Genomic DNA, 15,739 nt, shown 5'->3' on the forward strand with positions numbered 1-15,739 from the left:
AATGTTTAATGTTTAATGTTTAATGTTTAATGTTCAATACCTAGAATATCTTGAACGAGAATATTTCCCTAATTCCCGACTTACTTCCACAAAGACATCTCGCTGTAACCAAGGATATTTGCCAACCCAAAGATTTTGACCAGGCAGGTAAACATCACTAACTTTGTCAATTGTAGAAAGATCAGGACGATTAGACATCACAAGTAATTCCGCAACCTGGCCTGTTTTAATCATTTGATGAAGACGTTGTAGCGGAGCCTGAATCGTCATTTGAAATCCTGTTTGATCTCCAACAATCAAATTAATACGTCGTTCTCGATTTTCAACAATTATTAATTCCCCTTGTTCATTAAAGCTTTCTTCTTCACTGATTAACTCTTCCGTGACAAAAACATCCAAAACTTGTCCTTGCCAAAAACCACTATACCTAAACCTACGAATTGTCCTATTCCGTATACTAGCCCAATAAACAGGGCCCCATAACCAATACAACCCAGAGATTACTGCAATGAGTAACACTAATCCTTCAGCAGATTGTCCCAAAGCTAAACCCAAAAGGAAGACCACCACCAAAGCGACAACTGAAATCAGCAAACGATTGAGCAAATCCTTCCATTCACCCCAATAATGGGCATACTGTGCCGATGTGGCAATAGTGGGGATTAATTGCTCAAACTTGTCGCGAGTTATAGGTCTTAACATGAAAATTCAATAGAAATTAAAAAATACTTAACTACAAGATATTTTCTAAACCATAAACCAGAGACGTCATTTCCGTCACTTGCCTAATACATAGGAGCACACCAGGCATATAGCAAGAGCGATCGCTTGTGTCATGGCGGAGAGTATAAATCTGTCCAGTCGCGCCAAAAATAACTTCTTGGTGAGCAATTAGCCCTGGCAAGCGCACACTATGAATCCGAATATTTTCTTCTGCCAAACTTCCCCGAGCTCCAGCCAGATGTTCAGTTTCGCTTACCAATTGTGGATTGTAAGTTTTCCCTACTTTTGCCAGCATTTGCGCCGTTTTAATGGCGGTGCCACTGGGAGCATCAGCTTTTTGGTTGTGATGTAACTCAATAATTTCGACATGGTCAAAATATTCGGCAGCTTTGAGGGCTGCTTGTTGCAATAAAACCATACCAATAGAAAAATTAGGAATTACTAAAGCTCCTGTGCTAGCTTTGTCGGCGAATTCCGATAAATCTTCTAATTGTTCATCACTTAACCCTGTTGTTCCCACGACAGGACGAACCCCATATGCGATCGCGCTGCGCACGTTCTCATATACCGAATCAGGATGGGTAAAGTCCACCATCACCCCTTGAATAGCTTCTTGAGTCGCCAAGACCAAAACACTTTGTAAATCATTGAGAATAGGAACTTCTAACGCTCCACAACCAGCAACCTCTCCGACATCTTGCCCCAAGAGATGAGGATTATTATCCACCGCCCCGACTAACATCAGATCCTTAGCAGAAGCTACGGCCTTAATCACTTCGCGCCCCATTTTTCCCGCAGCGCCATTAACTACTACTGGGATGAGAGATTGATCACTCATTGGTTACAAATCCTTCAAAACACTGTGGGGAATTGTATCTTGTCTTGACTATAAATTACAAAAATACGGCAAATGATTTTAAAACTTAGCTTTGCTAAATTTGTCAACTTATTTGGGTAACTTAAGTCTAGAAGATCCCATGAAAATTGTGATACACACGAATTTTCTTTAATACATGGATATATTTGATATTTAAGCATAGTCAACTAATGGTGTAGTTATTGTAATGACCCAATACAAAGATTCATCCAATCCATCACAGCAGACTTCTTCGCCTAAGATTACCAATAACCAAGAAGTTGTATTCAGACTGATTGACTCGGTTGTTTCTTTGGAATGTTGTCTTCACTATCAAGTTTTGCCCTTGGAATTAGACAATAATCACCTTACAGTAGGCATGATTAACACCAAGGATAAAATCGCCTTGAACTTTATTCGCCCCATCGCCGCATCTCTCAATTATTCTTTGGAAATTCAATTGATGGATCCCCAGGAACATCAACTTATATTGGCTGCATATCTAAAAAAGAGTAGTTTAGTTCCTGGTCATCAAAAAAATCAGAAAAACCAAGCTAGTCAGGATAGGTCTAAAGAAACTATGATTGACGAGCAAATGTTTCAAGCATCGCCACCTCAAGGTTCTTTAGATGCTTCTATGACTTTAAGCGAAATCCCAGAGGAAAAACAACAAACTCTTCGCTCTTCTAATCTTCATGAGCGAGCCACTTTAATCGTCGATGCTGAGAAAAACTCGGGAAATAATCAACCTCAACAGCCCCAAATTATTGCCTCTGAGCCTCAAATTCAAAATCTACCGTTGGCTCCAGAAATAGAAAGCACTAAAGAATCAATCGCTAAGCCTATTATAGAGAGTGCCAAAGAATCAATTGCTAAGCCCATTATTGAAAATGGGCAAGAATCAACTGCTCCTCTGAAGATGGGGTCAAAATCAGAAAATACTCAAGAATCAGTGGATAGCTTTCTTAAGCTGGAAGCAAAACAACTATGGCAAGAGCTATTCGCCAAAATTCTTGATAAAGGTATTGGAAGACTTTTTTTAGAAAGATATTCTAACCATGGGCGGATCATCTGGAGTCGCGATGGCATAATCCAATTATCCTTAGATGAAGTTAAATTAGATGTTTTTGAAGAAGTTATTCGAGAAATTAAAACCTTGGGTAAACAGCCTTTAGGCAAATTAAAAAAACCTAAAAAAATTGTTATGGAAAGAATTTATAATAATGAAAGGGTTTTACTTCTTTTGCAGTTTTTAGTTGGCCAATCTGGTGATGAGATTACAATTCAAGTTTTAAGAGGTCAAGCCCTAGAATTCTATGAACAAAGGCAAGTAGAGAAAAGCCTAGAACAAGCAATCTATTTTGCTGAGAAAATGGAGAAAACCTTGAGAAAAATCAGAATGTGTAGCAATGACGACAACTTAGGGGACTTTAGTCGATTGGAGGCCATTTATCGTCAAATTGAGCGTCAATTCCAATTGATCAAACAACAAAAATAATCCCCAGAAAAACTTCTTGGGGATTTCTTTAGTAAATCAAAAATGATTAATCGTTAGGAAGAAGCAATCTTTAAAGTTACTGCCTACAGAATCTTAAATATTGCTTCAAGGCTAGCTGTTCTAGACGTTTCTGCCCATAACTTGAGATTTGAGCACTTCAATCTCGTCTTTTAATTCTTTGCGGCTAGATTCTTTCCAAAGATAACGATAAACAAACCAGGATGTATAACCCAGTCCAATCAACTCAAATAAAGGCGATAACAGGGGAAAATCGTTAATGGCAGCTAAAACAGCTAAAATAACTCTGACTGCTACGATCGCAAGGAAGAATAAGAGTAAGTTAAGCAACAGCTTTTCATTGTCAGATATAAATTCTGATATGTAATCAACTACTTTTGTTAAGAAATCCTTACCCATATCTACCCATTGTTGTGCTGGCTGGTCGGCTGGAGACGGGTTAGTAATTGCTCCAGGTGTCTCCGTACTTAAACCAACTGGGGTTGCGGTAGTTGTTTCTTGAGATTCCATTTAAATCACTCCTATTATGATATTGGGTATTTTGCTATCTGTATAATCCTTTGTACAACATAAACAATAATTTATTAGATAACAAAAAAGATCTTGTCTTCTCAATTTAAATTGAGATAGCTGGTTCTAGCTCTTTCGTAAGAGTATTATTAGAATTCTGCGATCCTCCCAAGCGACAGTAAATTTCACAGGAGTTGTTGGGGCTTTCAATTAACTTCACCTTATCTAATTCAGCTCCTAAACTCTGAATTGGTGAGCTCAGCAAATTGGCAATGTGCAGTGCGATATTCTCGGCAGTGGGAACCACTTGGGCGAAATAAGGAATATCTTTATTAAGAAATGTATGATCGAAAGGCTCTACTACATAATCATCGATTACTTGTTGCAACGCCCCAAGATCGACTAACATTCCTGTGCGAGAGTCGATTTTTCCCACAACACTGACTTCCAAATGATAATTATGTCCATGGCCATGAGGTCGGGCGCATTTGCCATAAATTTCGGTATTTTCCTCTAAACTGAGTTGCGGTGATGCCAAACGATGCGCAGCACTAAAGTGAGTTTTAACGGTTAAAGATGCTTCCATATTTTTTCCTTGATAATCTGCCCAGAGTTTGGGATGTTCATAAAGTTTAATATTCACTAGAGATAAGTGAGGTTCTAGCTTCTGCCAAATAATTCTGGCAATATTCTCTGTTGTGGGAAGAGTTTCTTGAAACTCTGGCCAAGCATCGTTTAGGTGAGAATAATTAAGTTGACTAGTAACTTCTTGTTTGATGACTTTTTTGACGGTAGATAAATTCTCCACCATGCCGTAATCATCAAGCTCCCCTTCAAGAGATACATAGAGTTCATAGTTATGTCCATGGCCGGGAAAACGGCTTCCATCACCAAAAAGCTGAATATTTTCGGCTGAGGTTAATTCGCTCAAGCAATAGCGGTGACTCGCGGAAAACTCAGCTCGACGATTAATAATACATTTCATGAATAAAAAATTAGTACGGTCAAACGTAACGATATGTAAAGTTACTTATTCTAGGATAAACTAATTTACACGACTTGGTAATTTATTTACTCGTCAAGATTGGTGTTAGGTTTTAGGTGTTGGGTTTTAGGTGTTATATTTTAAGCTTAAAAGAGTTATTTTTGATTGAAATCGGAGTATCTTTAGAATTGGGAGCTGGCTTCGTATCTTAGTCTTTCGGCAATTCTAAAAATTTCCTGACCAGTATGCAGATAATGCTCATCGTAGTTGAGGGTGAACCATTCTAGCTCTTTAATGCCATCACCAAGATGATTAAGACAGTAGTAAAGATTGGCCGCAACATTAGCTAGTTGAGGAGGATTGGGGTAGGCAGAAAACTTTTGTTGCAATAATTGTAAATATTGACCACATTCTTCGAGATATTGTTGGAAATCTTCAAGTAATTGATCATCAAAAGGATCTGCTGCTAAATTTTCGATTTCTGAGGTGAGGGGCTGAATAATTTGACAAATCAAGCGATCGCTAGGATGATACACTTTTTGCATCCATTCTTGATAACTTAAGCCTTCTGACCCTTTTGTGCGACGATAATGATGGTATTGTCGAGTGGCTTGGGCTGTTCTTTCTTGAGTATCACTAATGAATTGCCCATTCATCCCCGACTGCATTTCATAATCGTATTGGCGACGATTTTTCGGGTTGCTGAGCACTTCGTATGCCTTGTTGAGCTCGATGATTTTTTGGTTATTGGCACTTGAAGTTTGCGTATCTGGGTGGAATAATTTGGCTAAGCGCCGATAGGATTGTTTAATTTCTTGCTGCGTTGCCTGGGAGTGAACTTGGAGTACTTGATAATAGCTCATAACTAACTTCGAAAAACATGGTTGATATCCCTAAAACTATCCGCCCCCACTCCAGATAGGTTACCCAGTAAGAACGAGCTTACCAAATAAAATATCATGATGTGAGGGCGGTCTAGTTAGGATCTCTTGGTCGAAATCTGACTGCCGGAAGGAACTTGAACAGACTAGCTAGTTCCGTACTTCTTGCAGAAGGTTACAAGCTGTTGTTCTACAGAACAGCTCCGGCGCACAGCCGACTATGATCAACCAGAAGACCCATCATACTACTACTACTTTCAATCATGGGCATCACCTCCTATATCCCTAAACGGTATGTTTTAATATTTTCAAGTCCAAGCTCATGCTAACTGATCTCGATAGTTCTGGCAACGCTGAAGAAAGTTTTTAAGTAAAAATTTATATTCCCCAAAATGAAGATGGAGGTAAGACGCATGTATTTGGTTGATTTGCCAACCATCATAGATTGTTGGGCTATGGGGACTAGCTCCTTTCATTTCCCAGATGGGTTGCTCAGAATGAGGAGTAATTTGAGAACGATGAAATTCATGTCCCCAGAGTGACTTGTGATTTTGTTGGGTTTTGTTCAATAGAACAGTAGATTGTAAGGGGCTAGCCTGACGATAACCAAGAGTTAAACGAGGCATCATCTTTGTCGTAGCAGGAATTGCCCCGACCATTGGCCAGGACTTTTGATTTAAATCAACTAAGCGATTGCATAGATACATCAACCCCCCACATTCAGCATAAACAGGTATACCAGAAGCAATAACCTGAGAAATTTTTTGGAGTATTGGCAAATTAGCGGCTAATTCTTCGGCAAATATTTCTGGAAAACCGCCGCCAAAATATAGGCCCGTCACATCGGCTGGCAAGGTTTCATCTCGCAGCGGGCTCCAGTAAAGGATTTCGGCCCCTAACTCCTTAAAAATATCTAAATTATCTTGATAGTAAAAGCTAAAAGCGTGATCGCGGGCGATCGCGATTTTTAATGGGTAATGGGTAATGGGTAATGGGTAATGGGTAATGGGTAATGGGTAATGGATTGGAGATGACTTGTGATTTCTTCAGCAGAGGAAGTAATTTTTCCCAGTCAAAACAAGTTTTCCCGATATGAGCAAGATGGTCAAATATTGCTGCTAGTTGAGGGAGTTCGGCGGTGGGAATTAGCCCCAGATGGCGATCGGGAATGGTTATTTTATCAACCCGACGTAATACCCCTACTATCGGTATATTAAGTGGTCTCAAGGCGTTTTCTAATAACTCCAAATGGCGATCGCTACCTACTCGATTTAGTACCAACCCAGCAATTTGTAATTGAGGGTCTAGATTAGCGTAACCATAGGCGATCGCAGCAATCGAACCAGATAAGCTGGCACAATCTAAAACAAGTAAAACTGGAATATTGAGCAGTCGTGAAATATAGGCTGTACTGGCATAATTGCCAATTGGCCTGGAGTCGCAGTCTTGAATGCGGGAGAGGGGAAATTCTATCCCATCAAACAATCCCATAACTCCTTCTATTAGAATATATTCTGAACCCTGGCTATAACGTCCAAAACAAGATTTCACATATTCAGGAGAAGTCAAAACAGGATCGAGGTTACGAGCAGCAACTCCGGTCAAAGCCTGATGAAACATCGGATCTATATAGTCAGGCCCGACCTTGAAAGATTGAATGGTTTTTTTTTGTTGAGATAAAAAGGCAAGTAAGGCCAGAGTGATAGTAGTCTTTCCTACTCCAGAACGCCCTCCTGCAATGATTAAAGACATAAAGACATAAAGACAATAATATTAACGGAAAAATTGAAATATTTATGAGCAAGAGCAAGTGCGATTTCTACAATCTTTTTGGGAAATATAGACTAAGCACTCCCGATATAAATTAGTATTCATCTGAGTTTCATGAATAATCACCTCAAGAGTCTAAGTCAAATTTTAGAAGAAAAATCACAACAAGGCTGGTCTGGTTGTTTAATGATTCCCGAAGCAAAAGATATTTCTGTGGGGTGGAAAATTTATTTGCAAGGCGGAAACATACAATATGCGACTAGTACTGTAGCGCAGAAGGAAAGATTAACTTATTTGTGGCAGATAACGCAAACAAAATTAGCTTTCCCCCAATTTACCAACAACAAAATAGACTATCAACAATTGTGTCAATGGAGTGCCGAACAAGATTTACCAGAAACAGAATTGAAGCAGCTTTTATTGGAATTATCTAAAGAAGCCTTAAACCAGGTTTTAACTATTGAGCAAGCATCTATTATTATTACTGATGAATGTATTTCTGGTGCTACTATGCCGAACTTTACTTGGCAAACACTAGTTCAAAAAGAGTATATTGATTCTTGGAGAAAAGTTAGAACTTATCTTGATTCTCCTTTATCTTTGCTCTATTTGGCCCAAAATCAAGCGTTTGATTTTTATAAATCTTGGAAAAAGATAACTCAGAATAATTCGGATTTCTCCGCTTTTGCCGAAGCCCAAAAATTATCAGACTTTGTCAATCCTTTATTCGAGAAAATTTGTTTATACGATTTAGCTTCAAGGTTAAATATTGATTATTTAACGATGGCTAAATATTTACAGACTTTTCTTGAACAAGGATTAATTAAAACAGCACCTCGTAATAATAGAAAAGTAACTAAGTCTACCTCTAAATTTACTCCGAATAAGTCTGTTCGCAAACAAAAAAATCAAGTTGAACATCCATCTATACCGAAAAAAAATATAGCAAAATCTCAAGATAAAGTAACAAAAAGAAGACTTCCTATTATAGCTTGTATTGATGATAGTAAGACAGTGCAAACGCAAGTTAAAATGACTTTGCAGCCGGTCGGTTATCGAGTGATTAGCGTGATTGATGCAACCAATGCGCTAAGGGAACTGTCTCGTAATATGCCAGTTCTAATTTTAATGGATATTAATATGCCTGATATTAATGGGTATGACTTATGTAGTATGTTAAAGCGTTCTCAAAAGTTTCATGATGTGCCCATAATTATGTTGACAGGTAGGGATGGAATTATTGATCGTATGCGAGCAAAATTGGTAGGGGCAGATAAATATTTAACTAAGCCTTTTGATCCTCAGGATTTGATCAATATGGTACGAAAAAATACCTTATTTGTAATTAACCATTGATAAATTGGCCATTATTAATGAATCTCTTATCTGTTAGCTAGCTAATCATTTTGGGAAGAATAGAGAATATACTGATTACTTACATAAAATACTAATAAATTCTATTAGGAGTTTCATCGGAAAATGGCAAAAAAGATACTGATTGTTGAAGATACTCATGCTGAACAACAAATGATTTCGGCATTATTGACTCATGCAGGATTTACTGTAGCTATAACTGATAGTGCAGAATCTGCTTGGAAATGGCTAGAGGAAAATTCTATTCCTAACTTAATTTTGTTAGATATCGTTATGCCAGGAGAAAGTGGTTTAGATCTCTGCCGTAAAATTCGTGATCACGAGCAATGGAAAGATATTCCTATTCTGTTTTGTAGCTCAAAATCAGAAGATTTTGACCGTTTTTGGGCTTTAAGACAAGGTGGTAATGAATATATTACCAAGCCTTATGCTCCACAAAAGCTAATTGAAGCTGTAGCTCAACATGTAGTCTGATCTGGAAAATTAGATAGCAGTTAATCTTATTTTAGTTTTTACATTTTAGAGATTATTATTATTGAGTATTTATCTTCTGAAATAATGCAAGAATATTTTTGTGCCGGACTTTCTAACAATATTTACTTAGGGCTATCTTTGGAACATGTAGATAAGCTAATTCAATTCCAAGCAACAGATATTTGCGTGATTCCTGGGATAGAAGATTTTTGGCTGGGAGTTATTAACTATAAAAGTTCTTTGTTGTGGATTTTGGACATAGAGAAGTTGTGTGATCCTAGTAAAAATGAGCTAAAAACAAAATCGGAACAGACTGCATTAATTGTAAATTACTCAATGGAAAATATCCAGAAAAAAGTAGCTTTAATTGTTGAAAGTTTGGAAGGCGTTGTCGAGCTGAATTCAAATCAAGAGCAATTATCTTTCTCGACTGATTTTCCAAGATTGCAGAATATATGTGATGCAGTTATTCAACAAAATGAAAAAGTGATTAACCTTGTTAATACAGAAATTTTATTAGAACAATTATCACAGCAATCCTTGTTGTCTATATAATTACTATTTTTTAAAGATAAATATCATGTCTAATAGTCAATCTTCTTCTGATAATTACGCAGTTAGTAATAATAAAAATGTTGATCTTAATATTGTTGAAAAGGTCATTGTTGCCAATAGCTTAGAGCAAGAAGGGAATATTGCTGAAGCAATTGCAGCCTATCAGGAAATTGTTGAGTTGGATCAAGGTGGTCCCTATGGAAATGTTGCGCAACAAGCTCTTGATAATTTAAATGATATTTCCGATGTCTCTTCAGAATTTATCACGGCAAATGTTGGAGAAATTATTGGGGAAGATCCTACAATTATTAATGTAGAAAATCCCATTGCCCAATCGAAACCTAATCGCCCAGAATTACTAAATTTTTTCTACGATTTGCCAATTCGGCGTAAACAGTTTACAACAGTGCTTGCTACCCAATTATTCTCCGTATTGGGAGTTGTCGGTATAGGTGCTTTGCTGATTATTAATACAGGAAGAAATCAGTTGTTGCAACAGGCCAGTTCTGAGTTAGAAGTTGCGAAAATTAACTATGGAATTAAAATTAACCAAATGGGATTTGGTTTTGCAGGTCAGGCCGACAATAAAATTTTAATTGATGCCGCAACTAATAAACAACCGAGTTCTGCTGCTAAATTGGTTTTGATTCGAGAGACTTGGAAAAGACAAATTGAATTCGCAACTTTAGTAGATGAGAATGCTAAAATAATCAGTAATGCTGGGCTAGCTCGTTATGGAGAAAAATTTGACCCCCAAGGGTTAGTAACTCAAGCATTGAAAAATGATCGTCAGATTAAAAGTACAGAAGTTATTTCTTATCAGGATCTTTTTGCGGAAAGTCCCCGTTTTGCAGAATTAATTTTAAAGGAAAAACAAAGTACCACTAGTAAAGAAGATATTTTGTTAGTCCGTTATACTGTTACTCCAGTAAAGGATGATGGAGGAATCAAACTTGGAGCCTTGATTTCTGGCGATATTGTCAAATCCCCTATTGTGGCCAAAACATTAGAATCATTTAAAGGTGGTTATAGTGGAGTTTATCAGATTGACTCCGATGGTAAATTTAAGCCGGCAGTTTCTCTAGTGCAAGCAAAAAATGGCAAAGTTCAATCACAATTGATTTCTGATATTTCACTGATTGAGCAGGCCGCAGCCAGTAATGAGATGGTTACAGGAATCAGCAAAATTAATGGCAAAACTCATACCTTAGCCGCTCAATCTATCTCAAATTATGCTGGAAGACCGATCGCTGTTCTGGTCAGAGGTACAGCTCATGATAGCCTCAATGCGTTGATCTTCAACAGTTTAGCTATCCAAGGTCTTGTCTTACTCGTAGTAGTTGCTATTAGCGGCGCGATCGCAAATTATTTAGGCAATGAGATCTCCCAACCGATTGAGAAGCTGCAGCGCATGGCTCAAGACTTTGCTTCTGGAGATCGCAATGTGAGAGCTAAAGTAAAAAGTCAGGATGAGGTTGGTCGATTAACTCAGACTTTTAATCGCATGGCTGATAGCATTGTGGCCTCAGAAACAGAATTAATGAGAATTTCTGAGGAACAACAATTAGAAACTGAGCAACAACGTCAGGCCAAAGAAAGCCTTCAACAAGAAGTGATGAGTCTGCTGCTGCAAATTGAAGGCGCGCAACAAGGAGATTTAACTGTTAAAGCTCCGATGACAGAAGGGGTGGTTGGTTCTATTGCCGATGCATTCAACTCTACGATTAGTAACTTAAGAGACTTGGTGTTGAAAGTGCAAAAGGTTTCCAATGAAGTTAATGAACTCTCCCAAAATAGTGAAAATTCGATCAATCAGCTATCGACTAAAGCAGGAGATCAAGTAGGTGTCATTAACGTGACCCTCAATAAGATTTCCCAGATTAATAATTCTATTCAAGAAGTAGATGGCTCCACTCAAAAAGCTGCCAAAATTGCTAGGGTCGCTCGCAACAAAGCCCAAAAAGGCGATTGGATTGTCGAGCAAACTGTAGAAAGTATTGAAAATATTAGGACTACTGTCGCAGGAACAACGAAAAAAGTTAAACAACTAGCCGAATCCTCTCAGGAAATCGCCCAAATTGTCGAAATTATTTCAGGAATATCCGAAAAAACTAACTTGCTCGCATTTAATGCTTCGATTGAAGCTTCGCGCGCGGGAGAGCATGGAGAAGGTTTCCGCATTGTCGCGGAAGAAGTAAGGGGGCTAGCAGATCGAGTCACCGAATCGACTAAGGATATTCAACATTTGGTCACCAATATTCAAAAAGAAACTGCAGAAGTGTTGCAAGCTATGGAGCAGGGTAATGCCCAAGTCGTTCATGGCACTGATCTTGTCCATAAAACAAAACTAACTCTCAATAGTATTGTGGCGATTAGCGAACAGATTGACGAGCAATTACAATTCATCTCCTCTAATACAACCGAGCAAAGTCAATCTTCTCAAGACGTTAACCTAAAAATGGTTGATGTGGCAGGTATTACAGAAAATACTTCAACAGAAGCAAAAGAGGTGGCCCGCTCCCTACAAGAATTGGTCAAAGAAGCGGAAATGCTGAGGCTATCTGTTTCCCAGTTCCGTGTAGAAGCCAGAACCTAAAAAATCAAATCTCAAACCGCAAATTTCGAATTTATTGAAACTAGGCAATTTATCCTGTAGAGCTACTTATGAGCTTCCAATTAGACCCCGCTGTTCTTGCTAGTATTACTCAAGAAGCCCGTCAATGTTTTCTCGATGAAGATGCTCCAGAATATCTTCAAACACTAATTGAGGGTTTACAACAACAGGCTAACTCCCCCGACTTTACCTCATTATTACGAGCCGCTCATTCTCTCAAGGGTGGAGCTGGGTTAGCGGGGATCCCCAGTTTGCAAGAACTGGCTCATAAACTAGAGGATGTACTTAAATTATTAGAACAAGGTGAGATTACTAGTATTGATTTGGGTTGGGATTTAGTTTCCCAGGTGATCGACGAAACATCCTTTGTGTTAACTCAAGCCAGAACAGTTCCTGAAGTAGCAGTTAGCCCTACATTAATCCTTGATTTGGATGCTTTTAATCAGCTTAATTCACAAAGAGTCGAACCTCAAGATCAACCAATTCACCGGCAAAACCAAGTCAATGATCTTGTCATTAAAACTTTAAATGAAGATTTAGAGACCCAACTACTAGAGATCGACGAGTTGGATGAGGATTTACCCGAGGAGATGATCCTTCAAGTTTTAGCCAGTTTTTACGACGAATGCTTATTTTTAAGCGAAACTTTGAATGTCTCTTGGTTAGCAGAAATCATCTCTGTCGCTCAAACACTCATATCTGAAATGAGTGTTGCTGAGGCTTTGTTGGGAACAAAGCAAATTATCCCAGAAATACGAAATCAAAGAGATTTATATTTAACGAATTCAACTGAGTCTGCAGATTTTGAATTAGCAATAGAGCAAAATGAGGTTCAAAACAATAATTTTGTTGTTAATGCTTTGAATGAAGATCTTGAACGTCAACTCCTAGAGATAGAAGAGTTGGCTGAAGATTTTCCAGAGGAGATTATTTCTCAAGGTTTAGCTAACTTTTATGACGAATGCTTATTTTTAAGCGAAACCTTGAATGTCTCTTGGTTAGAAGAAACCATCTCTATCGCTCAAAATCTCACTTCGGATATGGACGCTGTTGGGGCATTAGAGATAACGAAAGGGATTATTACAGAAATACGGGAGCAACGAGATTTATTTTTAACTAGTTCGACAGCAACTGGAGACCTTGAATTAGCAACAGAGCAGAATGAGGTTCAAAATCATGACTTTGTCATCAATGCTTTGAATGGAGAGCTTGAAGCCGCATTTTCGGTAATAGAAGAGTTGAGTGAAAATTTGCCCGAAGATGCGATTGTCGATTTTTTGGCTGATTTTCACGAAAAATGCTTATTCTTAAGTGAGACTTTGGATTTACCCTGGATTGCTGCCAAAATTTCTAACCTAGAAGAGGTTTTAGAGATTTTTCCGCCATTTCAAGTTCTATTCCTCGCTAAAGAAGTCATTAGCGAATTGCGATCGCAGAAAGCTAGATATCTTCAAGAACTCACTGGAGAAGAGCCGAAAACCCCAGGAGATGAGTTTTTCCCAGAATCAGATGATGCCGATACCCCTTCGGCAATCTTTAAATTTAATCAATCAGATTTGGCCAATACCCGCAACAAACCTAAAATTCAACTGAGAATTCCGCTGCAAAATATAGAGAATATGACCAATAATGTTGAGGAGTTAATAATCATTGAATCTCGACTCAATTTGGGGCAAAAACAATTGCAGCAAGCTCAAAAAAGACTCCAAAAGCTTAATAGTCAATTTGAGCCAATCCGCGAACAAGTGCAAAATTTCTATAATCAATTAGCTATTAATTCAGAATTTGGCACGGTCAAAGCAGGCAGAAGTTTCTCTTCATTTTCCCATTCCTCGAATCGATTCATCTCATCTAACCCGAACCGAGAGCATAAAACCCACCAAACACAAGCTCGCGAGTTTGACTCTCTAGAATTAGATCGTTACACTGAACTTCATAGTAGTTTGCAATCCTTCCAAGAATTGATGCTGCAAATTCAAGAGACCCGTCGAGATATTGAGTTAATTAATCGTAATTCTTTTGAAAATTTGGAACAGGTTAAAAAGAATCTGGGTGGTCTTTATGAGAATGTCACAGAATCTCGTCTCGTCCCCTTCAAAGCTCTGGCAAAAAGGTTTATTCCTCAAATTCAATCGCTCAATCGTCGCTACAACAAATCAGTGGTTTTAGAGATTCAAGGTGAAGATACCCTAATTGACCAAATATTATTGGAACAGTTGCAAACTCCTTTGACTCATTTATTAAATAATGCCTTTGATCATGGGATTGAATCGACGGAAGAGCGCATTGCCAATGGGAAGTCGGAAATAGCTCATATTTTGTTGCAAGCCGTAATTAAAAATAATCAATTAGACATCTCTTTACAGGATGATGGTCGAGGAATCAACTTAAGCAAAGTTCACGAAAAAGCCATCAATAAGGGTATTTGTGATGCTGATCTTGAATTTGAGCAATTATCGCGCAAAGAGATGCTGACTTGGATTTTTCAACCGGATTTTTCCACCGCCGATCAGGTAAGTGAAATTTCTGGTCGAGGCATGGGAATGGATATTGTTCGCAGTCAAATTCTCAAATTACGAGGTAGTTTAGATATCGACACCAAATTAAATTTTGGTACGACCTTTATTCTGAAATTACCGCTAAATATTAGTTTAGTCTCCGTGCTGCTAGTGCAATTGCAGAATCGAATGGTTGCTATTCCCAATAGTAGTATTCGAGAAACCTTACTTTACGGAGAATTGCCAATTATCGATCACGAAAATCCTACTCTAATATGGCAAGAGCAAGTGATTCCTCTAGCTTCGATCGCAAGTCTTTTACCTTGTCCGAGAGAACCCCTAAGTGTTGGCAAGCCCAAGGTGGGAATTATTTTGGAGGGAAGTTTTGGTCATTTTGCGATCGCTGTAGATGGCCTAGTCTCCACAGAGAATCTCATTGTCAAACCTTTTGATGACACGATTCCCATCCCGCCTTATCTCGCCGGCTGTACTATTTTAGGTACAGGTGAAGTTGTCCCCGTCATCTTACCTCAAGGATTTGAAATATCTAACTTAAAGGCAATTTCGGCTCAGCCTGCCGCGATCTCTAGCCGTCAAGACGAAAATACAGTACCGACTATTATGGTGGCAGAAGATTCTGTTGCTACTCGCAAGTTACTCGAAAAAATCCTGATCTCTGTCGGTTGTGATGTTATCTTATGTCGTGATGGACAAGAAGCAATAGAGCAATTTACGCTTCATTATGAAAAAATTTCTGTGGTAATCTCTGATGTCGAAATGCCCAGGCGTAATGGATTTGAACTATTAGAAGCAATCAAAACCCATGCTGAGGGTCAGACAATTCCCGTGGTGATGGTAACCTCCAGAACAGGCGATCGCCATCGACAAAAAGCTGAGCACTTGGGCGCAAATGCTTATCTCGGCAAACCCCTGCAACCTCAAGAACTATTAACTACAATTTCCTCATTTATCAGCTAATGCTG

The 15,739-nt window shown here is 38.5% G+C and carries 13 protein-coding genes; 6 read left to right on the forward strand and 7 right to left on the reverse strand.

Features of this window, described 5'->3' with window-relative positions; all coding sequences use genetic code 11:
• Nucleotides 1-33: 33 nt before the first annotated feature.
• Together XEN7305_RS12880 and dapB are read right to left on the reverse strand one after the other, a co-directional pair.
• Nucleotides 34-702, reverse strand: a complete 669-nt coding sequence (locus XEN7305_RS12880; RefSeq protein ID WP_006509878.1) for a hypothetical protein — start codon at nt 700-702, stop codon at nt 34-36.
• A 31-nt stretch (nt 703-733) separates the two neighbouring features.
• On the reverse strand, nt 734-1,561 hold the full coding sequence (gene dapB, locus XEN7305_RS12885; RefSeq protein ID WP_006509879.1) for a 4-hydroxy-tetrahydrodipicolinate reductase: 828 nt from the start codon (nt 1,559-1,561) through the stop codon (nt 734-736).
• A 226-nt stretch (nt 1,562-1,787) separates the two neighbouring features.
• On the opposite strand from dapB, the gene XEN7305_RS12890 reads away from it, so the two are divergent.
• Nucleotides 1,788-3,077, forward strand: a complete 1,290-nt coding sequence (locus XEN7305_RS12890; protein WP_006509880.1) for a hypothetical protein — start codon at nt 1,788-1,790, stop codon at nt 3,075-3,077.
• Nucleotides 3,078-3,197: 120 nt separating this feature from the next.
• Here XEN7305_RS12890 and XEN7305_RS12895 read toward each other — a convergent pair whose 3' ends face one another.
• From XEN7305_RS12895 to XEN7305_RS29755, 5 genes are all read right to left on the reverse strand, one after another.
• A complete protein-coding gene (locus tag XEN7305_RS12895) occupies nt 3,198-3,605 on the reverse strand; it encodes a CAAD domain-containing protein (RefSeq protein ID WP_006509881.1) in 408 nt (135 codons plus the stop codon).
• Nucleotides 3,606-3,711: 106 nt separating this feature from the next.
• Complete coding sequence (locus XEN7305_RS12900; RefSeq protein ID WP_006509882.1) at nt 3,712-4,590, reverse strand: 6-carboxytetrahydropterin synthase; 879 nt, start codon at nt 4,588-4,590, stop codon at nt 3,712-3,714.
• Between the two features lie 182 nt (nt 4,591-4,772).
• Entirely contained in the window at nt 4,773-5,453 is a 681-nt protein-coding gene (locus XEN7305_RS12905) for a J domain-containing protein (RefSeq protein WP_006509883.1), read from the reverse strand.
• A gap of 338 nt (nt 5,454-5,791) precedes the next feature.
• Complete coding sequence (locus XEN7305_RS29750) at nt 5,792-6,496, reverse strand: hypothetical protein (RefSeq protein WP_369792510.1); 705 nt, start codon at nt 6,494-6,496, stop codon at nt 5,792-5,794.
• Nucleotides 6,408-7,223: a cobyrinate a,c-diamide synthase gene (locus XEN7305_RS29755; RefSeq protein ID WP_006509885.1), complete on the reverse strand. Its 816-nt coding sequence runs from the start codon at nt 7,221-7,223 to the stop codon at nt 6,408-6,410. Before XEN7305_RS29755 ends, XEN7305_RS29750 begins: the two co-directional genes overlap by 89 nt.
• A gap of 132 nt (nt 7,224-7,355) precedes the next feature.
• Between XEN7305_RS29755 and XEN7305_RS12915 the strand changes: the two genes are divergently transcribed.
• From XEN7305_RS12915 to XEN7305_RS12935, 5 genes are all read left to right on the forward strand, one after another.
• Nucleotides 7,356-8,597 (forward strand): response regulator, encoded by a 1,242-nt coding sequence (locus XEN7305_RS12915; protein WP_006509886.1) that lies wholly within the window; start codon nt 7,356-7,358, stop codon nt 8,595-8,597.
• Between the two features lie 123 nt (nt 8,598-8,720).
• Complete coding sequence (locus XEN7305_RS12920; protein WP_006509887.1) at nt 8,721-9,089, forward strand: PleD family two-component system response regulator; 369 nt, start codon at nt 8,721-8,723, stop codon at nt 9,087-9,089.
• 84 nt (nt 9,090-9,173) lie between these two features.
• Complete coding sequence (locus XEN7305_RS12925; RefSeq protein WP_006509888.1) at nt 9,174-9,644, forward strand: chemotaxis protein CheW; 471 nt, start codon at nt 9,174-9,176, stop codon at nt 9,642-9,644.
• 25 nt (nt 9,645-9,669) lie between these two features.
• Nucleotides 9,670-12,240 (forward strand): methyl-accepting chemotaxis protein, encoded by a 2,571-nt coding sequence (locus XEN7305_RS29760; RefSeq protein ID WP_006509889.1) that lies wholly within the window; start codon nt 9,670-9,672, stop codon nt 12,238-12,240.
• A 68-nt stretch (nt 12,241-12,308) separates the two neighbouring features.
• Nucleotides 12,309-15,734, forward strand: coding sequence for a response regulator (locus XEN7305_RS12935; protein WP_006509890.1), 3,426 nt, complete (start codon nt 12,309-12,311; stop codon nt 15,732-15,734).
• Nucleotides 15,735-15,739: the final 5 nt, after the last annotated feature.

Source organism: Xenococcus sp. PCC 7305 (assembly GCF_000332055.1).
Classification (GTDB): Bacteria; Cyanobacteriota; Cyanobacteriia; order Cyanobacteriales; family Xenococcaceae; genus Xenococcus.

What these genes read in the sequence shown, in the direction of transcription:
- XEN7305_RS12935 (WP_006509890.1), top strand. Translation starts at nt 12,309, where the DNA reads ATGAGCTTCCAATTAGACCCCGCTGTTCTTGCTAGTATTACTCAAGAA.
- XEN7305_RS29755 (WP_006509885.1), bottom strand. Translation starts at nt 7,223, where the DNA reads ATGTCTTTAATCATTGCAGGAGGGCGTTCTGGAGTAGGAAAGACTACT.
- XEN7305_RS12905 (WP_006509883.1), bottom strand. Translation starts at nt 5,453, where the DNA reads ATGAGCTATTATCAAGTACTCCAAGTTCACTCCCAGGCAACGCAGCAA.
- XEN7305_RS12880 (WP_006509878.1), bottom strand. Translation starts at nt 702, where the DNA reads ATGTTAAGACCTATAACTCGCGACAAGTTTGAGCAATTAATCCCCACT.
- XEN7305_RS29760 (WP_006509889.1), top strand. Translation starts at nt 9,670, where the DNA reads ATGTCTAATAGTCAATCTTCTTCTGATAATTACGCAGTTAGTAATAAT.
- XEN7305_RS12925 (WP_006509888.1), top strand. Translation starts at nt 9,174, where the DNA reads ATGCAAGAATATTTTTGTGCCGGACTTTCTAACAATATTTACTTAGGG.
- XEN7305_RS12895 (WP_006509881.1), bottom strand. Translation starts at nt 3,605, where the DNA reads ATGGAATCTCAAGAAACAACTACCGCAACCCCAGTTGGTTTAAGTACG.
- XEN7305_RS12890 (WP_006509880.1), top strand. Translation starts at nt 1,788, where the DNA reads ATGACCCAATACAAAGATTCATCCAATCCATCACAGCAGACTTCTTCG.
- XEN7305_RS12900 (WP_006509882.1), bottom strand. Translation starts at nt 4,590, where the DNA reads ATGAAATGTATTATTAATCGTCGAGCTGAGTTTTCCGCGAGTCACCGC.
- XEN7305_RS12920 (WP_006509887.1), top strand. Translation starts at nt 8,721, where the DNA reads ATGGCAAAAAAGATACTGATTGTTGAAGATACTCATGCTGAACAACAA.
- dapB (WP_006509879.1), bottom strand. Translation starts at nt 1,561, where the DNA reads ATGAGTGATCAATCTCTCATCCCAGTAGTAGTTAATGGCGCTGCGGGA.
- XEN7305_RS12915 (WP_006509886.1), top strand. Translation starts at nt 7,356, where the DNA reads ATGAATAATCACCTCAAGAGTCTAAGTCAAATTTTAGAAGAAAAATCA.